Source organism: Pseudomonas sp. 910_21, from assembly GCF_052850735.1.
The window spans coordinates 376,727-396,079 of sequence record NZ_VXCY01000002.1 but is presented as its reverse complement, the minus strand read 5'-3'; the positions used below and the strand labels follow the sequence as shown (position 1 = coordinate 396,079).

The 19,353-nt window shown below is 60.9% G+C and carries 17 protein-coding genes; 12 read left to right on the top strand and 5 right to left on the bottom strand.

The window, feature by feature from the left end; genetic code table 11:
* Nucleotides 1-29: 29 nt before the first annotated feature.
* The 3 genes from grxD to FW796_RS06865 form a co-directional block, all read right to left on the bottom strand.
* The gene (gene grxD / locus FW796_RS06875; protein ID WP_075121425.1) at nucleotides 30-368 is read right to left on the bottom strand and encodes a Grx4 family monothiol glutaredoxin; all 339 of its coding nucleotides are present in this window, start codon (nucleotides 366-368) and stop codon (nucleotides 30-32) included.
* 96 nt (nucleotides 369-464) lie between these two features.
* Nucleotides 465-2,573 carry a molybdopterin oxidoreductase family protein gene (locus FW796_RS06870; protein ID WP_404937562.1) on the bottom strand — a complete coding sequence of 703 codons (2,109 nt, stop codon included), beginning with the start codon at nucleotides 2,571-2,573 and terminating at the stop codon, nucleotides 465-467.
* Between the two features lie 134 nt (nucleotides 2,574-2,707).
* Nucleotides 2,708-2,998, bottom strand: coding sequence for a hypothetical protein (locus tag FW796_RS06865; RefSeq protein WP_404937563.1), 291 nt, complete (start codon nucleotides 2,996-2,998; stop codon nucleotides 2,708-2,710).
* A gap of 412 nt (nucleotides 2,999-3,410) precedes the next feature.
* On the opposite strand from FW796_RS06865, the gene argF reads away from it, so the two are divergent.
* Both argF and FW796_RS06855 read left to right on the top strand, forming a co-directional pair.
* Entirely contained in the window at nucleotides 3,411-4,331 is a 921-nt protein-coding gene (gene argF / locus FW796_RS06860) for an ornithine carbamoyltransferase (protein ID WP_123394062.1), read from the top strand.
* A complete protein-coding gene (locus FW796_RS06855; protein ID WP_123726047.1) occupies nucleotides 4,328-5,437 on the top strand; it encodes an ABC transporter ATP-binding protein in 1,110 nt (369 codons plus the stop codon). The genes argF and FW796_RS06855 overlap by 4 nt, the downstream gene beginning before the upstream one ends.
* Nucleotides 5,438-5,514: 77 nt before the next feature.
* Here FW796_RS06855 and FW796_RS06850 read toward each other — a convergent pair whose 3' ends face one another.
* A complete protein-coding gene (locus tag FW796_RS06850) occupies nucleotides 5,515-6,297 on the bottom strand; it encodes a PhzF family phenazine biosynthesis protein (RefSeq protein ID WP_446439174.1) in 783 nt (260 codons plus the stop codon).
* Nucleotides 6,298-6,417: 120 nt separating this feature from the next.
* Nucleotides 6,418-6,888: a Cys-tRNA(Pro) deacylase gene (ybaK, locus tag FW796_RS06845; RefSeq protein ID WP_346632516.1), complete on the bottom strand. Its 471-nt coding sequence runs from the start codon at nucleotides 6,886-6,888 to the stop codon at nucleotides 6,418-6,420.
* A gap of 371 nt (nucleotides 6,889-7,259) precedes the next feature.
* On the opposite strand from ybaK, the gene FW796_RS06840 reads away from it, so the two are divergent.
* The 10 genes from FW796_RS06840 to FW796_RS06795 all read left to right on the top strand — a co-directional run bounded on the left by FW796_RS06840 (nucleotide 7,260) and on the right by FW796_RS06795 (nucleotide 19,331).
* Nucleotides 7,260-8,108: an MIP/aquaporin family protein gene (locus FW796_RS06840; RefSeq protein WP_446439173.1), complete on the top strand. Its 849-nt coding sequence runs from the start codon at nucleotides 7,260-7,262 to the stop codon at nucleotides 8,106-8,108.
* Between the two features lie 76 nt (nucleotides 8,109-8,184).
* A complete protein-coding gene (glpK, locus tag FW796_RS06835; protein WP_346632518.1) occupies nucleotides 8,185-9,690 on the top strand; it encodes a glycerol kinase GlpK in 1,506 nt (501 codons plus the stop codon).
* 95 nt (nucleotides 9,691-9,785) lie between these two features.
* Nucleotides 9,786-10,541, top strand: coding sequence for a DeoR/GlpR family transcriptional regulator (locus tag FW796_RS06830; protein ID WP_346632519.1), 756 nt, complete (start codon nucleotides 9,786-9,788; stop codon nucleotides 10,539-10,541).
* Between the two features lie 276 nt (nucleotides 10,542-10,817).
* Nucleotides 10,818-12,356 (top strand): glycerol-3-phosphate dehydrogenase, encoded by a 1,539-nt coding sequence (gene glpD, locus FW796_RS06825; protein WP_346632520.1) that lies wholly within the window; start codon nucleotides 10,818-10,820, stop codon nucleotides 12,354-12,356.
* Between the two features lie 362 nt (nucleotides 12,357-12,718).
* A complete protein-coding gene (locus FW796_RS06820; RefSeq protein ID WP_102860472.1) occupies nucleotides 12,719-13,633 on the top strand; it encodes a glutamate/aspartate ABC transporter substrate-binding protein in 915 nt (304 codons plus the stop codon).
* A gap of 192 nt (nucleotides 13,634-13,825) precedes the next feature.
* Complete coding sequence (locus tag FW796_RS06815) at nucleotides 13,826-14,572, top strand: amino acid ABC transporter permease (RefSeq protein WP_123726042.1); 747 nt, start codon at nucleotides 13,826-13,828, stop codon at nucleotides 14,570-14,572.
* Complete coding sequence (locus tag FW796_RS06810) at nucleotides 14,572-15,243, top strand: amino acid ABC transporter permease (protein WP_346632521.1); 672 nt, start codon at nucleotides 14,572-14,574, stop codon at nucleotides 15,241-15,243. The genes FW796_RS06815 and FW796_RS06810 overlap by 1 nt, the downstream gene beginning before the upstream one ends.
* Entirely contained in the window at nucleotides 15,240-15,974 is a 735-nt protein-coding gene (locus FW796_RS06805; protein ID WP_016964662.1) for an amino acid ABC transporter ATP-binding protein, read from the top strand. The genes FW796_RS06810 and FW796_RS06805 overlap by 4 nt, the downstream gene beginning before the upstream one ends.
* A gap of 133 nt (nucleotides 15,975-16,107) precedes the next feature.
* The gene (locus tag FW796_RS06800) at nucleotides 16,108-18,009 is read left to right on the top strand and encodes a sensor histidine kinase (RefSeq protein WP_346632522.1); all 1,902 of its coding nucleotides are present in this window, start codon (nucleotides 16,108-16,110) and stop codon (nucleotides 18,007-18,009) included.
* Nucleotides 18,006-19,331, top strand: coding sequence for a sigma-54-dependent transcriptional regulator (locus FW796_RS06795; protein ID WP_346632523.1), 1,326 nt, complete (start codon nucleotides 18,006-18,008; stop codon nucleotides 19,329-19,331). The genes FW796_RS06800 and FW796_RS06795 overlap by 4 nt, the downstream gene beginning before the upstream one ends.
* The last annotated feature ends 22 nt before the right edge of the window (nucleotides 19,332-19,353 follow it).

Below are 19,353 nucleotides of genomic sequence, written 5' to 3'. Positions count from 1 at the left end.
GGGCTTTTTATTACGCGGATATATTCGCGTCAGGCTTCAGTCTTGGCTGCGGCTTTTTCGGCTGCGTCCTTGATCAGAGTCTGCAATTCACCGTTGGCAAACATCTCAGCCATGATGTCGCTACCACCGACCAGCTCACCCGCCACCCACAGCTGTGGGAAGGTTGGCCAGTTGGCGTACTTGGGCAGGTTGGCGCGAATTTCCGGGTTCTGCAGGATGTCCACATAAGCGAACTTCTCACCACAGCCCATTACGGCCTGAGCGGCTTTCGCGGAGAAGCCACACTGTGGGGCATTCGGCGAGCCTTTCATGTAAAGCAGAATGGTGTTGTTGGCAATCTGCTCTTTAATAGTTTCGATGATATCCATGGAACACCTCGGCTGAACTTTCCGACGCTGTTGTCGGCACGGTGGCGCATTGTAACGGAATCCTGAGCGCCCTGCTCGGCCTCTCCGACAGACATCTCAGGCGGCTTCCACCTTGACCGGCACCCCGTTCAACGCTGCATTCCCAGACAACGCATCGAGCTGACGCTCATCGGTCAGGTCATTGGCGCTGCAACCCGGCTGCTCCATGGCAATGTTCATCTGCACCCCTGGGCGCCCATGCCCCCAGCCATGGGGCAAGCTCACCACCCCCGGCATCATTTCACTGCTGGCCAGCACCTCTACCTCCACCGCACCGACCCGAGAACTGATTCGCACTCGTTGGCCGTCATTCAGCCCGCGGCTGGCGAGGTCGTCCGGGTGCATCAGCAATTGGTGACGGGGCTTGCCCTTCACCAGGCGATGATAGTTATGCATCCACGAGTTGTTGCTGCGCACATGGCGACGACCAATCAGCAGCAATTCATCCAGCGGCGGCACGCTCAAGGCGGCAAACCGCGCCAGATCCGCCAGGATCGCTGCTGGCGCCGCCTGGATCTTCCGATTCTCGGTTTTCAAGCGTGCCGCCAGATTCGGCTGCAGCGCCCCCAGATCAATACCGTGGGGATACTGGTCCAGCGTTGCCAACGACAGTTTGAGCGGCGAGGCGTCGCCGTAGGCACCGGCTCGCAACCCCATGTCGATCATTTGCGCAGGGGAAATGGTCGGTTTCAGCGGCTGTTCGGTTTTCGCGGCAAACGCCTTGGCCAGGCCGACAAAGATCTCCCAGTCGTGCAGCGCGCCCGCAGGCTTGGGCAGGATCGCCCGGTTGAAGCGACTGACATTGCGCACCGCAAACAGATTGAAGGTGGTGTCGTAGTGATCGTTCTCCAAAGCTGAGGTGGACGGCAGGATCAGGTCGGCATATCGGGTCGTTTCATTGATGTACAAGTCGATGCTGAGCATGAACTCCAACCCATCGAGGGCCTGCTCCAACTGCCGGCCATTGGGCGTGGACAGCACCGGGTTGCCGGCCACGGTGATCAATGCCCGAACCTGCCCCTCGCCCTCAGTGAGCATCTCTTCGGCCAAGGCAGACACAGGCAGCTCGCCGCCATACTCCGGAAGCCCGGAAACCCGACTCTGCCAGACGTTGAAATGCCCCCCCGAAGTTGCCGCCACCAGATCCACCGCCGGCTCCGTACACAGGGCCCCGCCCACCCGGTCAAGGTTGCCGGTGACCAGGTTGATCAGTTGCAGCAACCAATGGCACAACGTACCGAAGGCTTGGGTCGAAACCCCCATGCGCCCATAGCAGACCGCTCGATCCGCCGAGGCGAACTCCCGGGCCAACTGCCGAATCTGCGGTGCCGGAATCGCACACAGCGGGCTCATGGTTTCCGCGGTGAAGCGGGAAATCGCCTGGCGCACCTCTGCCAATCCATCGACCTGCAGATGACTGCCGCGAATCGGCCCTTCCTCAAAAATCGTGTTCAGCAGGCCAAACAGCAAGGCCACATCGCCTCCAGGACGAACGAACAGGTGCTGATCGGCTATAGCCGCCGTTTCACTGCGCCGAGGATCGACCACCACCACCTTGCCACCACGAGCCTGGATTGCCTTCAAGCGCTTTTCCACGTCCGGCACCGTCATGATGCTGCCGTTGGACGCCAAGGGGTTGCCGCCGAGGATCAGCATGAAGTCGGTGTGATCGATGTCCGGAATCGGCAGCAGCAGACCGTGGCCATACATCAGGTAGCTGGTCAGGTGCTGGGGCAACTGGTCGACCGACGTCGCTGAGAAGCGGTTACGGGTCTTGAGCTGGCCAAGGAAGTAATTGCTGTGGGTCATCAGCCCGTAGTTGTGAACGCTGGGGTTGCCCTGATAGGTCGCCACCGCATTATTGCCATGGCGCTGCTGAATGCTCGCCAACCTTTCGGCTACCAGGGCGAAGGCCTCGTCCCACTCGATCGGCTGCCATTCATTGCCCACGCGCCGCACCGGCTGACGCAGGCGATCGGGGTCACTCTGAATATCCTGCAAGGCCACGGCCTTGGGGCAGATATGGCCGCGGCTGAAGCTGTCGTGAGCATCCCCCTTGATCGAGGTGATGCGCGGGCCACGGCCCTCTTCCTCAGTGATTTCCAGGGTCAGGCCGCAGATCGCTTCGCACAGGTGGCAGGCACGGTGATGCAGAGTCTTGGTCATGGCCAGTCTCTATTGTTTGAAGGCGACCCGTAGGGGCCGCTGGAAGCAAAAACTATGGCGGCTGACCGCTGCCGACGCCAGCGACGTTCGCCCCATGAATTCAGGGCCATCAGCCCCGGCCATGATCAGTACAGTCAGTTCGATGGCAAGCGCGGCGGGCCATCCATTGAGACTTGCGCCGTAGAATCTATGGGCCCCTGCTCGGCATAGACTCCCGACAGCTCAGCCAGCAATCGCCAATGCTCATCCAGCCCGGTGCTGAGGGTCATCATCCGATCGACCATCTTGCGCGCGGCAGCACGGGTCACTGGATCCTCGCTACGCAGCAATTCGAAAGAAAACGCAGTCATTGAGGCAGTCATGTCAGTGAGCGCCCGGGCCGTGAGCCCCAACAGCGTCATCAGTTGTTGCTCCTTGGACTCCATCGCACACCTATCCCTGCCGCAGATTCGCCTTTATAACCTCAGCACTTTGCATTAGGAAATGTTTCAGGTTGGCGCCCCTCAAAATGCCCAGGATAGCGATCTCGGCCCACAGGTCAGAAAACGACTGCAAGCGTACAGCCGGCGCCCCGCTGCATTGCCAAGGCGCGTCGGGGCAGTGTACAAATGCCCGGCTGCTGTCTGGAAACTGGTCTCAAAAGCGTCAGCGCAATCGCGTCCTGACCTCTCATGCCCGTAATCGCCGTAGCACTATTGGTAAGACGCGACATTTAATTATAAGATCGCGCCTTCCCCTATTTCGTCGCCCCGTGCGGCTTTCGCCGCAGGTCCAGCCCGTTGTTCGATTAAACAAGGCTTTGAGAATCTGCGGTCCGTTGCAAAAAGGTAGTTAATGATGAGCGCAAGGCACTTTCTCTCCCTGATGGATTGCACGCCCGAAGAGCTGGTCAGTGTGATTCGTCGTGGCATCGAGCTGAAGGACCTGCGTAACCGCGGCGTACTCTTCGAGCCCTTGAAAAATCGTGTGCTCGGTATGATTTTCGAGAAGTCGTCGACCCGTACCCGACTGTCTTTCGAAGCCGGCATGATCCAACTGGGCGGCCAGGCCATCTTCCTTTCGCCACGGGATACCCAACTGGGACGCGGCGAGCCCATCGGCGACTGCGCCATCGTCATGTCGCGCATGCTCGATGCGGTGATGATCCGAACCTTTGCCCACAGCACCCTGACCGAATTTGCGGCCAATTCCCGGGTACCGGTGATCAACGGCCTGTCCGATGACCTGCACCCTTGCCAGCTGCTGGCGGACATGCAGACCTTCCTCGAACATCGCGGCTCGATCCAGGGCAAGACCGTGGCCTGGATCGGCGATGGCAACAACATGTGCAACAGCTATATAGAAGCGGCCATGCAGTTCGATTTCCAACTGCGCATCGCTTGCCCTGAGGGCTACGAGCCGAACCCGGAATTTGTCGCCCTGGCCGGCGATCGCGTGACCATCGTCCGCGATCCTCGCGAAGCGGTGACGGGCGCCCACCTGGTGAGCACCGACGTCTGGACCTCCATGGGTCAGGAAGAGGAAACCGCCAAGCGCCTCAAGCTGTTCGCACCATTCCAGGTGAACCGCGCCCTGCTCGACCTGGCAGCGCCGGACGTATTGTTCATGCATTGCCTGCCCGCCCACCGTGGCGAGGAAATCAGCCTCGACCTGCTGGACGACCCACGCTCGGTAGCTTGGGACCAGGCGGAAAACCGTCTCCATGCACAAAAGGCCCTGCTCGAGTTTCTCGTCGAGCCGGCGTACCACCACGCATGAGCCAGCCATTACTGCTGAACCTGCGCAATCTGGCATGCGGCTATCAGGACCAACGGGTGGTGCAAAACCTCAATCTGCACCTCAATGCCGGTGACATCGGCTGCCTGCTGGGCTCATCCGGCTGCGGCAAGACCACCACCCTGCGGGCCATCGCCGGATTCGAGCCCGTACACGAGGGCGAGATCCAGTTGGCCGGCGAAACCATCTCCAGCGCCGGCTTCACCCTGGCGCCGGAGAAACGTCGGATCGGCATGGTGTTCCAGGATTACGCCCTGTTCCCACATCTGTGTGTGGCGGACAACATTGCCTTCGGCATCCGCAAGCACCCGCAGAAAGACCGGGTGGTCGCTGAATTGCTGGAACTGGTCAACCTGAAGAACCTTGGCCAGCGCTTCCCCCACGAACTGTCTGGCGGCCAACAGCAGCGAGTAGCCCTGGCCCGCGCCCTGGCGCCGGAACCACAATTGCTGTTGCTGGACGAGCCGTTCTCCAATCTCGACGGTGAACTGCGCCGCAAGCTCAGCCATGAAGTGCGCGACATCCTCAAGGCTCGGGGTACCAGTGCGATCCTGGTCACCCACGACCAGGAAGAAGCCTTTGCCGTGAGTGATCAGGTCGGGGTGTTCAAGGAAGGTCGCCTGGAACAGTGGGATACGCCCTACAACCTCTATCACGAACCGCAGACGCCCTTTGTCGCCAGCTTCATTGGCCAGGGCTACTTCATTCGTGGCCAGTTGAGCAGCCCGGAATCGGTGCAGACCGAACTGGGTGTGCTGCAGGGCAACCGAGCCTACACCTGGCCGGCAGGTGGGGCGGTGGACGTACTGCTGCGCCCCGACGATATCGTCTATGCACCGGACAGCGCCCTGAAAGCGCGGATCGTCGGCAAGACCTTCCTCGGCGCCTCGACCCTGTATCGCCTGCAACTGCCGACCGGCAGCCAGCTGGAATCGATCTTCCCCAGCCATGCCGATCATCAGGTTGGAGCGGATGTGGGCATTCGGGTCGCCGCAGAACATCTGGTGCTGTTTCAGGCTTCGGGCAGCACCGCGGCGCAGATTCCGCACAGCGATTCAGGAGTGCGCCGCTACAGCAGCGCACATTGAGCCGCCTTCGCCGGCAAGCCAGCCCCTACAACAGCGCACTGTAGGAGCCGGCTTGCCGGCAAAAAAACCCACCGCCGTCATTCCAGATACAACTGCCCACTGGCAATCAGCCGCGCATGGCCACCGATCTTCACCCGCTCCCCCTCCAACCGACAGAACAACGCTCCACCTCGCGCCGAACACTGATAAGCGCTCAACTGCTGCTTAGCCAATTGCCCTGCCCAATAAGGCGTCAGGCAGCAATGGGTCGAACCGGTCACCGGGTCCTCGTCGATGCCAATGGCCGGAGCAAAATACCGCGAGACAAAGTCATGCCGGTCTCCACGCGCAGTAACAATCACTCCGGGCCAGGGCAGCTTCGCCAGCGCCGCCATATCCGGCCGACAATCACGCACCGCCTGCTCCGACTCCAGCACCGCCAACAGCTCATTGGCGCCCTGCAACTCGACGACTGGGGCGCCCAGAATCCGCGCCACCTTCTCCAGCCCTGCCTGGCTGCGGGGGCTGCGCAAAGGAAAATCAAGCCATAGCAGCCCGTCTTCAGAGGTGACGCTCAAGGGCCCGGAACGGCTCTGAAAATCGATGCGCTGCGTCGGCTCGCCGTAGACCTCGAACAACACATAAGCACTGGCCAGGGTGGCGTGCCCGCACAGTGGCACTTCAGTGGTCGGAGTAAACCAGCGGATTCGCCAGCCTTGCGCCTCACGCACCACAAAAGCGGTTTCCGCCAGGTTGTGCTCGGCGGCGATCTGCTGCATCAGCGCATCGTCAAGCCATGCATCAAGCCGGTAAACCATGGCCGGATTGCCGGTGAAGGGGCGGTCACTGAAGGCATCGATCTGCTGGAACTCAAGCGGCATAACCGTTCTCCTTGGATAGTCGGCCGCCAGCATGAGCTTCGGAACAAGGAACCCGACAGACACAGAAGGGAAGATTTTCCGGCATACAGCAGCAGCCCGGGCCGCTGCCGACGCCCGGGCTCAAGGGCGACCGATGTCGGCGAACTTCGCCTGGGTATGCTCGGCCAGCACGGCCGCGGCCAGCTCCACCTCCAGGCCACGACGACCGGCACTGACGAAAATACTGGCGAAAGGCTGGGCACTGGTGTCGATAAAGGTCCGCAGTCGCTTCTTCTGCCCCAGCGGACTGATGCCCCCCAGCAGATAACCGGTGGCACGCTGGGCAGCGGCCGGGTCGGCCATTTCGGCTTTCTTGACCCCGGCTGCCTGGGCCAGGGCCTTCAGGTCAAGACTTCCGACGACCGGCACCACCGCCACCAGCAATTCGCCCTTTTCACTGCTGGCCAGCAGGGTCTTGAACACTTGCGCCGGATCGAGATTGAGCTTCTCCGCCGCCTCCAGGCCGTAGGACGCAGCCTTGGGGTCATGTTCGTAACTGTGGATGCGATGTTCGGCGCGAACTTTTTTCAGCAGGTCCAGTGCAGGGGTCATGGCAGCTCCAAGTGGGGACAAAAAGGCAAAACCGAGCGGGCGAATTTTAGGCCATTCATCAGCAAAAGGCTCTATTACAAGCCTTGATAACCGCCCCTCGTAGCTGCCAGCACTGCGACTTCTGTCACTCCCGAGACTGCGACCCAGGATCATTCATTTGATTGATATCTATAAAATGACCGCTCGTTCACTTTCGACCTTTGACAGCGGTGTTTCTTGTCTATATTTTTTCGTTTCTGAATATCCTGCGGTAGATCCAAGGTTGCACCCAGTAGCAAGACGAGGCCGGAATGGGGATTCCGTCTTCGTTGGAAGTCGCGCTCCATGCCTTTTGCAGCAGCGCCAGACAACAACAAAAATCGAGGTTCACAATGACAACTGCTCTGCAACAACCGTCGCTATCGGGCCAATGCATGGCCGAGTTCCTGGGTACTGCACTATTGATCTTCTTCGGCACCGGTTGTGTCGCCGCGCTCAAGGTCGCGGGCGCCAGCTTCGGTCTGTGGGAAATCAGCATCATCTGGGGGATCGGCGTGAGCATGGCGATCTACCTGACCGCCGGGGTCTCCGGCGCGCACCTGAATCCAGCCGTGAGCATCGCTCTGTGCCTGTTCGCCGACTTTGAAAAACGCAAACTGCCGTTCTATATCCTGGCCCAGGTTGCCGGCGCCTTCTGCGCGGCGCTGTTGGTTTACACGCTGTACAGCAATCTATTCTTCGATTTCGAACAATCCCACCAAATGATCCGTGGCTCCCAGGCCAGCCTGGAACTGGCTTCGGTGTTCTCCACCTTCCCCAACCCGGCGCTGTCCACTGCCCAGGCGTTCCTGGTGGAAGTGGTGATCACCGCGATTCTCATGGGGGTGATCATGTCCCTGACCGATGACAACAACGGCATGCCTCGCGGCCCGATGGCGCCACTGCTGATCGGCCTGCTGATTGCCGTGATCGGCAGCGCAATGGGCCCGCTGACCGGCTTCGCCATGAACCCGGCACGGGACTTCGGTCCTAAACTGATGACGTTCGTGACTGGCTGGGGTGAAATCTCCTTCACCGGTGGCCGTGACATTCCGTATTTCCTGGTACCGATCTTTGCCCCGATCCTCGGTGCCTGCCTCGGTGCTGCGGCCTATCGCGGGCTGATTGCCCGGCATCTGCCCAGCGCTGTCGCCGCCTCCGAGGCCGAACCGGCCGTAGAGGGCAAAGTCAAAGTTTCTTGAATCTCGCGGCGCGTGATCCTGCCCAAATCGATCACGCGCCTGTTTCCAACCCCTTATTTCGTCCAAGGCAATCGACATGACCGACATTCAGAATAAGAACTACATCATTGCCCTTGATCAGGGTACGACCAGCTCCCGGGCGATCATTTTCGACCGCGATGCCAACGTGGTCTGCACTGCCCAGCGTGAATTCGCCCAGCATTACCCACAGGCCGGCTGGGTCGAACATGACCCAATGGAAATCTTCGCCACCCAGAGTGCGGTGATGGTGGAAGCCCTGGCGCAGGCCGGCCTGCATCACGACCAAGTGGCCGCTATCGGCATCACCAACCAGCGTGAAACCACCGTGGTCTGGGACAAGACCACCGGCCGCCCGATCTACAACGCCATTGTCTGGCAGTGCCGCCGCAGCACCGAGATCTGCCAGCAGCTCAAGCGCGACGGCCTGGAAGACTACATCCGCGACACCACCGGCCTGGTTACCGACCCCTACTTCTCCGGCACCAAGCTCAAGTGGATCCTCGACAACGTCGAAGGCAGCCGCGAGCGCGCCCGTAGCGGCGAACTGCTGTTCGGCACCATCGACAGCTGGCTGATCTGGAAATTCACCGGCGGCAAGACCCACGTCACCGACTACACCAACGCCTCGCGCACCATGCTCTTCAACATCCACACCCTGGAGTGGGACGCGAAGATGCTGGAGGTGCTGGACATCCCGCGGGAAATGCTCCCGGAAGTGAAGTCTTCGTCGGAAATCTATGGCCGCACCAAGAGTGGCATCGCCATCGGCGGTATTGCCGGCGACCAACAAGCCGCGCTGTTTGGCCAGATGTGCGTCGAGCCGGGCCAAGCCAAGAACACCTACGGCACGGGTTGCTTCCTGCTGATGAACACCGGCGACAAGGCGGTGAAATCCCAGCACGGCATGCTCACCACCATCGCCTGCGGCCCCCGCGGCGAAGTGGCCTATGCCCTGGAAGGCGCAGTATTCAACGGCGGCTCCACTGTGCAGTGGTTGCGTGATGAACTGAAAATCATCAACGACGCCCATGACACCGAATACTTCGCCGGCAAGGTCAAGGACAGCAACGGTGTGTACCTGGTACCAGCCTTCACCGGCCTGGGCGCTCCCTACTGGGACCCCTATGCCCGTGGCGCACTGTTTGGCCTGACCCGCGGCGTACGCGTGGACCACATCATCCGTGCCGCCCTGGAATCCATTGCCTATCAGACCCGCGACGTGCTCGACGCCATGCAGCAGGATTCCGGCGAACGCCTGAAAGCCCTGCGGGTGGACGGCGGCGCGGTAGCCAACAACTTCCTCATGCAATTCCAGGCGGACATTCTCGGTACTCAGGTTGAACGCCCGCAAATGCGCGAAACCACAGCCCTGGGCGCGGCCTACCTGGCAGGCCTGGCCTGCGGTTTCTGGGGCAGCCTGGAGGAACTGCGGGGCAAGGCCGTGATCGAGCGCGAGTTCGAACCACAGCTGGCGGAAGCGGAAAAAGAAGGCTTGTACGCAGGCTGGAAGAAAGCGGTAAGCCGCACCCGCGACTGGGAACCCCACGACGAGGTCAAATAAGCCAAGCCGTGGATTGGTAACTGCTTGTAACTGGTCGGGAGGGGATTCCTGCGGCATCATGGGCAAATTTTGCACGGCAGCCCAAAGGAAGCCCCATGAATCTGCCTCCCCGTCAGCAACAAATCCTCGATCTGGTCCGCGAACGCGGTTACGTCAGCATCGAGGAATTGGCCCAGCTGTTCGTTGTTACTCCGCAAACCATCCGCCGCGATATCAATCAGCTGGCGGAAGCCAATTTGCTGCGCCGCTATCACGGCGGCGCGGCCTATGATTCCAGCGTAGAAAACACCGCCTACGCCATGCGCGCCGACCAGATGCGCGACGAAAAGCAACGCATCGGCGAAGCCGTTGCCGCGCAGATCCCCGATCACGCCTCGCTGTTCATCAACATCGGTACCACCACCGAATCCATCGCCCGCGCCCTGCTCAACCACAACCATCTGAAGATCATCACCAATAACCTGCACGTGGCCTCAATGCTCAGCGCCAAGGATGATTTCGATGTGCTGCTCACTGGTGGCAATGTCCGCCGTGACGGCGGCGTGGTCGGCCAGGCCAGTGTCGACTTCATCAACCAGTTCAAGGTGGATTTCGCCCTGGTGGGCATCAGTGGCATCGACGAGGACGGCAGCCTGCTGGACTTCGACTATCAGGAAGTGCGGGTATCCCAGGCGATCATCGCCAACGCCCGACAAGTGATCCTCGCCGCCGACTCCAGCAAGTTCGGGCGCAACGCCATGATCCGCCTCGGCCCCATCAGCCTGATCGACTGCCTGGTCACCGACCAGCAACCGGTACCGGCCCTGAGCCAACTGCTCAACCAACACAAGATCCGTCTCGAAGTGGTCTGACCCCCCCCTACCCTGCGGATCCGGCCGCACTCGAACGACGAGCCTCGACGCCTCATCGCTTTCGAAATCGCCGCGGCCGATCCCCACCCTACAGCCCAAAGCAACATCAGCGGCTACAGTTAATCCTCGATAATGTTCGAAAACTTTCCTTTAGCCCTGCTTCGATCAGTTTTTTCAATCGAGGCGCGCTGGATGCGTTCATCTTTATGCGCTAGTATTTTCGAAAATGAACATTAATGTTCGAATTCAAATATCCAAGCAACACGAGGCCTGTCGATGCCCACTTCTACCTTGCCCGCGCGCCCTCTTTCCGAGGTTTACGATATCGCCGTCATCGGCGGTGGGATCAATGGTGTTGGAATTGCCGCGGATGCGGCAGGTCGCGGCTTGTCCGTGTTCCTTTGCGAAAAAGACGATCTGGCCAGCCATACCTCCTCGGCCAGCAGCAAGCTGATCCACGGCGGCCTGCGCTACCTCGAACATTACGAGTTCCGTCTGGTGCGCGAAGCCCTGGCCGAACGTGAAGTGCTGCTCGCCAAGGCCCCGCACATCGTCAAGCCCATGCGTTTTGTCCTGCCACATCGGCCGCACCTGCGCCCGGCCTGGATGATTCGCGCCGGCCTGTTCCTGTATGACCACCTGGGCAAGCGGGAAAAGCTCGCAGGCTCTCGCAGCCTGAAGTTCGGCGCTGACAGCGCCCTGAAGGCCGAGATCACCAAAGGCTTCGAATACTCCGATTGCTGGGTCGACGATGCGCGCCTGGTGGTACTCAATGCCATGGCCGCCCGCGAGCACGGCGCCCACGTACATACCCAGACCCGTTGCGTCAGCGCCCGGCGCAGCAAGGGCCTGTGGCAACTGGATCTGGAGCGTGCCGACGGCAGCCTGTTCTCCATCACCGCCAAAGCCCTGGTAAACGCTGCAGGACCCTGGGTCGCCAAATTCATCAAGGATGATCTGAAGCTGGAATCGCCTTACGGCATCCGCCTGATCCAGGGCAGCCATCTGATAGTGCCCAAGCTGTACGAAGGCGAACACGCGCACATTCTGCAGAACGAAGACCAGCGCATCGTCTTCACCATCCCCTACCTCGACCAGTTCACTCTGATCGGCACTACCGACCGGGAATACACCGGCGATCCGGCCAAGGTGGCGATTACCGAAGCAGAAACCGATTACCTGCTGCAAGTGGTCAATGCGCACTTCAAGAAGCAACTGAGCCGCAGCGACATCCAGCACAGCTATTCCGGGGTTCGCCCGCTGTGCAACGACGAATCCGATAACCCTTCGGCGGTGACTCGCGACTACACCCTGGCCCTGTCCGCCACGGGTGACGAGGCTCCGCTGCTGTCCGTGTTCGGCGGCAAGCTGACCACCTATCGCAAGCTGGCGGAATCAGCCATGGCGCAACTGGCGCCCTACTTCAGACAGGCCAAGCCCAGCTGGACCGCCACAGCCACCCTGCCCGGCGGCGAGAACATGAGCACGCCACAGGCCCTGGCAGAAGCCATCCGCAAGAAGTTCGACTGGGTGCCCAGCCAGATCGCGCGCCGCTGGGCCACCACCTACGGCAGCCGCACCTGGCGCCTGCTGGAGGGCGTACACAGCCTCAGCGACCTGGGCGAACACCTGGGTGGCGGACTCTATACCCGTGAAGTGGATTACCTGTGTGCAGAGGAATGGGCACTGAAGGCCCAGGACATCCTCTGGCGCCGGAGCAAGCTCGGCCTGTTCACCACGGCGGCGCAACAGCAACAGCTGGAAGACTACTTACAGAAGGTCGAGCACAACCGCGGCAAGATCAAGGCAGCCTGAGTAGCTCGGATAGACAAAGCCCCTGCACCCTAAGGTTCAGGGGCTTTTTTATGGGCGACGCATTGAACGTTTCGCCGGCAGCCGGCTCCTACAGGTGTCGGACGCGCATTCGGTTTTCCGAACGCAACCCCGAAGAGGATTCGGATAACCGGATAATCTGCTGCAAAAAACTTCGCAATAAATATTTAATACCCTTTGAAATCAAGGCCTTGACCATGATCAATGGGTCTGGCACGACTCATGCTCTACACTGTGCGACGAATGCCTGTCGTGCCAACACAACAGGAGCCGTCAAGGCATTCGCTGTATAAAAGAGCCGTCGAACTGGCTTCATAAAAAAAACAAATGTCGAGGAAATATTGATGCGCATCGTTCCCCATCTGTTGGGCGCAGCTATCGCTGCCGCTCTGATTAGCACTCCAGTTTTCGCTGCCGAGCTCACCGGCACACTGAAGAAAATCAAAGAGTCCGGCACCATCACCCTCGGACATCGCGACGCTTCCATCCCGTTTTCCTACATCGCTGACGCTTCCGGCGTGCCAGTGGGCTACTCCCACGACATCCAGCTGAAAATCGTCGAAGCGATCAAGAAAGACCTCGACATGCCTGACCTCAAGGTCAAGTACAACCTGGTCACCTCCCAGACCCGTATCCCACTGGTGCAGAACGGCACCGTAGACGTCGAGTGTGGTTCCACCACCAACAACGTCGAACGTCAGCAACAGGTCGACTTCTCCGTCGGCATCTTCGAAATCGGTACCCGTCTGCTGTCCAAAAAGGACTCGACCTACAAGGATTTCGCTGACCTCAAAGGCAAGAACGTAGTGACCACCGCCGGCACCACTTCCGAGCGCATCCTCAAGGCGATGAACGCCGACAAGCAGATGGGCATGAACGTGATTTCCGCCAAGGACCACGGTGAGTCGTTCCAGATGCTGGAATCGGGCCGCGCCGTTGCGTTCATGATGGACGACGCGCTGCTGGCCGGCGAAATGGCCAAGGCCAAGAAGCCTGCCGACTGGGCCGTGACCGGTACTCCTCAGTCCTACGAAATCTATGGCTGCATGGTGCGCAAGGGCGATGCCCCGTTCAAGAAAGCCGTGGATGACGCCATCGTCGCCACCTACAAATCGGGCGAAATCAACAAGATCTACGACAAGTGGTTCCAATCGCCGATCCCACCCAAAGGCCTGAACCTGATGTTCCCGATGAGCGACGAGCTCAAGGCCCTGATCGCCAACCCGACCGACAAAGCGGCTGACGACAAAAAGTCCTGATTCCTGACTAACCTTATCTCCTGAAGGGGCCCTGCCCTTTCAGGAGTCTGTCACTACCTGCTGGCATTTTTTTGGAAACACTCGAACCGGTGGTTGTCGAGCCGATCGTGTGTGCCTGATCGTCATGATCAGGCGGGAACGGACGTCCCCAGGCGGGTGCTTGTACATCGAACGATCTGAGGGGTAACCCTAATGAATTACAACTGGGACTGGGGCGTGTTCTTCAAGTCCACCGGCGTGGGCAGCGAGACCTATCTCGACTGGTTCATCACCGGTTTGGGCTGGACCATCGCCATCGCCGTGGTGGCCTGGATCATCGCGCTGCTGCTGGGTTCGATCCTGGGTGTCATGCGCACCGTGCCGAACCGTCTGGTGTCGGGCATCGCCACGGTCTACGTGGAGATCTTCCGTAACGTGCCGCTGCTGGTGCAGCTGTTCATCTGGTACTTCCTGGTACCGGACCTGCTGCCGGCCAACCTCCAGGAGTGGTACAAGCAAGACCTCAACCCGACCACCTCGGCCTACCTGAGCGTTGTCGTGTGCCTGGGCCTGTTCACCGCCGCGCGGGTTTGCGAACAGGTTCGTACCGGCATCCAGGCGCTGCCACGCGGCCAGGAATCCGCCGCTCGTGCCATGGGCTTCTCGCTGCCGCAGATCTACTGGAACGTGCTGCTGCCCCAGGCCTACCGGATCATCATTCCGCCGCTCACCTCAGAGTTTCTCAACGTCTTCAAGAACTCCTCCGTGGCGTCCCTGATCGGCTTGATGGAACTGCTGGCCCAGACCAAACAGACCGCCGAGTTCTCGGCCAACCTGTTCGAAGCCTTCACCCTGGCTACCCTGATCTACTTCACCTTGAACATGAGCCTGATGCTGCTGATGCGCCTGGTAGAGAAAAAAGTATCGGTCCCCGGCCTGATCTCCGTGGGAGGTAAATAATGGAATTCGACTTCTCGGGCATCATCCCGGCCATTCCCGGCCTGTGGAACGGCATGCTGATGACCCTCAAGCTGATGGTCATGGGCGTGGTCGGCGGGATCGTCCTCGGTACCTTGCTGGCACTGATGCGCTTGTCCCACAACAAGCTGCTGTCGAACCTGGCCGGTGCCTACGTCAACTACTTCCGCTCGATTCCGCTGCTGCTGGTGATCACCTGGTTCTACCTGGCGGTGCCGTTCGTGCTGCGCTGGATCACCGGCGAAGACACCCCGATCGGTGCGTTCACCTCCTGCATCGTGGCCTTCATGATGTTCGAAGCGGCGTACTTCTGCGAAATCGTCCGTGCCGGCGTGCAGTCCATTCCCAAGGGCCAGATGGGCGCTGCCCAGGCACTGGGCATGAGCTACGGCCAGACCATGCGCCTGATCATCCTGCCCCAGGCGTTCCGCAAGATGACCCCGCTGCTGCTGCAGCAGAGCATCATCCTGTTCCAGGACACCTCCCTGGTGTACACCGTGGGCCTGGTGGACTTCCTCAACGCCTCGCGCTCCAGCGGCGACATCATCGGCCGCTCCAATGAATTCCTGATCGTTGCCGGTCTGGTGTATTTCACAATCAGCTTTGCCGCCTCGCTGCTGGTCAAGCGTCTGCAAAAAAGGTTCGCCGTATGATCTCTATCAAGAACATCAACAAGTGGTATGGGGACTTCCAGGTGCTGACTGATTGCAGCACCGAGGTCAAGAAAGGTGAAGTGGTGGTGGTCTGCGGGCCGTCCGGCTCGGGCAAGTCCACCCTGATCAAATGCGTCAACGCCCTGGAACCCTTCCAGAAAGGCGACATCGTGGTCGATGGCACCTCCATCGCCGACCCGAAGACCAACCTGCCGAAACTGCGTTCTCGCGTGGGCATGGTGTTCCAGCATTTCGAGCTGTTCCCGCACCTGACCATCACCGAAAACCTGACCATCGCGCAGATCAAGGTCCTGGGCCGCAGCAAGGAAGAGGCCACCAAGAAAGGCCTGCAACTGCTGGATCGCGTCGGCCTCGCCGCCCATGCCCACAAGCACCCGGGCCAGCTTTCCGGCGGCCAGCAACAGCGTGTGGCCATCGCCCGCGCCCTGGCCATGGACCCGATCGTCATGCTGTTTGACGAACCCACTTCGGCCCTGGACCCGGAAATGGTCAACGAGGTGCTGGACGTGATGGTGCAACTGGCCCAGGAAGGCATGACCATGATGTGCGTGACCCACGAAATGGGCTTTGCCCGCAAAGTGGCGAACCGGGTGATCTTCATGGACAAGGGCCAGATCATCGAAGACTGCCAGAAAGAAGAGTTCTTCGGCGATATCAGCGCCCGCTCCGAACGTGCCCAGCACTTCCTCGAGAAGATCCTGCAGCACTAAAACCCGCGTTCCTGTAGGCGCCGGCGTGCCTGCGATGGGACGGCATCTGACTCCCCTATCGTCAGCGCCGCCCTTATCGCCGGCAAGCCGGCTCCTACAGACACTGCGCAGTGGTTGACCCAAGGCATCTGTGATGAAATGCGACCCCACTCTCTATCGCGCCGCGCCGCCATCACTCGCCGTGAAACCCCGTCTGATCCGTCACCTGTTTCTACCGCCCCTGGTCATCTTGCTGATGATCGGCCTGGGCTACGTCGGCTTCTGGATCAGCGAGCACAACGGCATTCGCAGCCTCAGTGAAAATGGCGAACGCCAGCTGGAACTGCACGCCCGCGCCGTAGAAAGCGAGATCAGCAAATACACCTATCTGCCCAGCCTCTTGGAGCTGGAATCCAGTGTCTCCAGACTGCTGGCCGATCCCTCGCCGGAGCACCGGCAAACCGTCAACCAATACCTCGAAGGCCTGAATCGCCGCAGCCGCAGCCGGGCCATCTATGTCATGGACACCACCGGCCGGGTACTGGCCACCAGCAACTGGCGCGATGTCGACAGCTACCTGGGTGAAGACCTGTCCTTCCGCGCCTACTACCAGAACGCCGTACGTGGCCAGCCCGGACGTTTCTACGGCATCGGCAGCACCAACGGCGAGCCCGGCTACTACCTGGCCCACGGCCTGGAAGAACAAGGCAAGATCATCGGCGTGGCGGTCGTCAAAGTGCGCCTGGAGGCCCTGGAGGAACGCTGGCAGCGGGCCCGCCTGGAAGCCTTCGTCAGTGACGAGAACGGCATCATCATCCTCTCCAGCGACCCGGCGCGGCGCCTGAAGTCGGTTCGTCCCCTGAGCGACGACACCAAGGAACGCCTGGCCCGCAGCCTGCAGTACTACTGGTTCCCCCTCAACGAACTGGAACCCCTGGCCCGAGAACGCCTGGCCGAAGGTGTGGAGAAGCTGACTTTTCCCGCCAACACCGAACTGGTGTCCGACGACAAGGCCATCAGCTACCTGTCCCAGACCCGGCCGCTGAGCGACACCCCGTGGAACTTCACCCTGCTCACGCCCCTGCAGGACCTGCGCCGGGAAGCCATCAACCAAGGCATCCTGGTGGCCGTGGCCTTTGCCTTGGTGGCCTTCCTGCTGATCGCCTGGAATGAACGGCGCAAGGTCATCGCCACCCGCCTGGCCGCCCGAGAAGCGCTGCAGGAAGCCAACAGCCAGCTGGAACGACGGATCACCGAACGCACCGCCGACCTGCGGGCCAGCAACGAGCGTCTCAAGGGGCAGATCCGCGAACGCCGCCAGGCCGAAGAAACCCTGCGCCGAGCCCAGGACGAACTGGTCCAGGCCGGCAAGCTGGCGGCCATCGGCCAGATGTCCACCAGCATCGCCCACGAACTCAACCAGCCCCTGGCAGCGTTGCGTACCCTCTCCGGCAACACCGTGCGTTTCCTTGAGCGCGGCGCCCTGGACACTGCCAGCGCCAACCTCAAGACCATCAACGAATTGATTGATCGCATGGGCCGCATCACCGCCAGCCTGCGCTCCTTCGCCCGCCGCGGCGACGACCAGGGCCAGGCCAGCCTCGACAAGGCCGTGGACGCCGCCCTGCAACTCCTCAACGCACGCATCGAACCCTTGCCCCTGTTACTGCACCGGGCCTTCACCGAGCAGACCCTGCAGATCGACCAGACCCGCCTGGAACAGATTCTGGTCAACCTGATCGGCAACGCCCTGGACGCCATGCAGGCACAACCGGCGCCGGAACTGTGGCTGGAAGGCGAGCCCGGCGACGGCAAGTATCGTCTGCGGGTACGCGACAACGGCCACGGCATTGATGCCGAAGCGCGCAAGCATCTGTTCGAACCCTTCTTCACCACCAAACCCGGCGAACAGGGCCTGGGCCTGGGCCTGACCCTGTCCGCCAGCCTCGCCGCCGCCACCGGCGGCAACCTGGGGGTGGAACATCCGGCAAGCGGCGGCACCGCCTTTGTCCTCAGCTTGCCCCTGGCAAGCCCCAATCAAGCCGAGCCGATATGAACAACGAGCTGACCGTGCTGATCGTCGAAGACGACCCCCATGTCCTGCTGGGTTGCCAACAGGCCCTGGCCCTGGAAGACATTCCCTGCATTGGCGTGGGCAGCGCCGAAGAAGCCCTGGCCCAGGTCGGGGAGAACTTTCCCGGCATCGTGGTCAGTGATATCCGCCTGCCGGGCATCGATGGCCTGGAACTGCTGACCCAACTCAAGGCCCGGGATCGCAGCCTGCCGGTGGTGCTGATCACCGGTCACGGTGATATTTCCATGGCCGTGGGGGCGATGCAGAAAGGCGCCTACGACTTCATGGAGAAACCCTTCTCTCCCGAACGTCTGGTGGACGTGGCCCGCCGCGCCCTGGAACAACGGGGACTGGCCCGGGAAGTGACTTCCCTGCGCCGCCAGTTGGCCGAACGCAGCTCCCTGGAAGGGCGGATCATCGGCCGCTCGCCGGCCATGCAAAATCTGCGGGAGTTGATCGCCAATGTCGCCGACACTTCGGCCAACGTGCTGATCGAGGGCGAAACCGGTACCGGCAAGGAACTGGTTGCCCGTTGCCTGCACGACTTCAGCCGCCGCCACCAGCAACAGTTCGTCGCCCTGAACTGCGGCGGCCTGCCGGAAAATCTGTTCGAAAGCGAAATCTTCGGCCATGAGGCCAACGCCTTCACCGGGGCCGGCAAACGTCGTATCGGCAAGATCGAGCACGCCCACCAGGGCACGCTGTTCCTCGATGAAGTAGAAAGCATGCCGATCAATCTGCAGATCAAACTGCTGCGAGTACTGCAGGAGCGGACCCTGGAGCGCCTCGGTTCGAACCAGAGCGTGGCCGTGGATTGCCGGGTGATCGCGGCCACCAAATCGGACCTGGACGAACTGAGCCGGGCCAAGGAATTTCGCAGCGACCTGTATTACCGCCTCAACGTAGTGACCCTGGAACTCCCGCCCCTGCGCGAGCGCCGCGAGGACATCCTGCAACTGTTCGAGCACTTCCTGCAGCAGTCGTCCCTGCGTTTCGACCGCGCCGTACCAGAGCTGGACAACCAGACCCTGTCGACCCTCATGAGCCACGACTGGCCGGGCAACGTGCGCGAGCTGCGCAACGTCGCCGAACGCTTTGCCCTCGGCCTGCCGGCGTTCAAGAAGTCCGGCAGCAGCAGTGCCCAGGGCCTGGGTTTCGCCGAAGCGGTGGAAGCCTTTGAACGCAACCTGTTGAACGATGCCTTGCAGCGCAGCGGCGGCAACCTGACCCAGGCCAGCCAGGAACTGGGCATGGCCAAGACCACGCTGTTCGACAAGGTCAAGAAGTACGGCCTGAGCCACTGACCCGAGGCGCACCCGTTATGGA

What these genes read in the sequence shown, in the direction of transcription:
- grxD (WP_075121425.1), bottom strand. Translation starts at nt 368, where the DNA reads ATGGATATCATCGAAACTATTAAAGAGCAGATTGCCAACAACACCATT.
- FW796_RS06870 (WP_404937562.1), bottom strand. Translation starts at nt 2,573, where the DNA reads ATGACCAAGACTCTGCATCACCGTGCCTGCCACCTGTGCGAAGCGATC.
- FW796_RS06865 (WP_404937563.1), bottom strand. Translation starts at nt 2,998, where the DNA reads ATGGAGTCCAAGGAGCAACAACTGATGACGCTGTTGGGGCTCACGGCC.
- argF (WP_123394062.1), top strand. Translation starts at nt 3,411, where the DNA reads ATGAGCGCAAGGCACTTTCTCTCCCTGATGGATTGCACGCCCGAAGAG.
- FW796_RS06855 (WP_123726047.1), top strand. Translation starts at nt 4,328, where the DNA reads ATGAGCCAGCCATTACTGCTGAACCTGCGCAATCTGGCATGCGGCTAT.
- FW796_RS06850 (WP_446439174.1), bottom strand. Translation starts at nt 6,297, where the DNA reads ATGCCGCTTGAGTTCCAGCAGATCGATGCCTTCAGTGACCGCCCCTTC.
- ybaK (WP_346632516.1), bottom strand. Translation starts at nt 6,888, where the DNA reads ATGACCCCTGCACTGGACCTGCTGAAAAAAGTTCGCGCCGAACATCGC.
- FW796_RS06840 (WP_446439173.1), top strand. Translation starts at nt 7,260, where the DNA reads ATGACAACTGCTCTGCAACAACCGTCGCTATCGGGCCAATGCATGGCC.
- glpK (WP_346632518.1), top strand. Translation starts at nt 8,185, where the DNA reads ATGACCGACATTCAGAATAAGAACTACATCATTGCCCTTGATCAGGGT.
- FW796_RS06830 (WP_346632519.1), top strand. Translation starts at nt 9,786, where the DNA reads ATGAATCTGCCTCCCCGTCAGCAACAAATCCTCGATCTGGTCCGCGAA.
- glpD (WP_346632520.1), top strand. Translation starts at nt 10,818, where the DNA reads ATGCCCACTTCTACCTTGCCCGCGCGCCCTCTTTCCGAGGTTTACGAT.
- FW796_RS06820 (WP_102860472.1), top strand. Translation starts at nt 12,719, where the DNA reads ATGCGCATCGTTCCCCATCTGTTGGGCGCAGCTATCGCTGCCGCTCTG.
- FW796_RS06815 (WP_123726042.1), top strand. Translation starts at nt 13,826, where the DNA reads ATGAATTACAACTGGGACTGGGGCGTGTTCTTCAAGTCCACCGGCGTG.
- FW796_RS06810 (WP_346632521.1), top strand. Translation starts at nt 14,572, where the DNA reads ATGGAATTCGACTTCTCGGGCATCATCCCGGCCATTCCCGGCCTGTGG.
- FW796_RS06805 (WP_016964662.1), top strand. Translation starts at nt 15,240, where the DNA reads ATGATCTCTATCAAGAACATCAACAAGTGGTATGGGGACTTCCAGGTG.
- FW796_RS06800 (WP_346632522.1), top strand. Translation starts at nt 16,108, where the DNA reads ATGAAATGCGACCCCACTCTCTATCGCGCCGCGCCGCCATCACTCGCC.
- FW796_RS06795 (WP_346632523.1), top strand. Translation starts at nt 18,006, where the DNA reads ATGAACAACGAGCTGACCGTGCTGATCGTCGAAGACGACCCCCATGTC.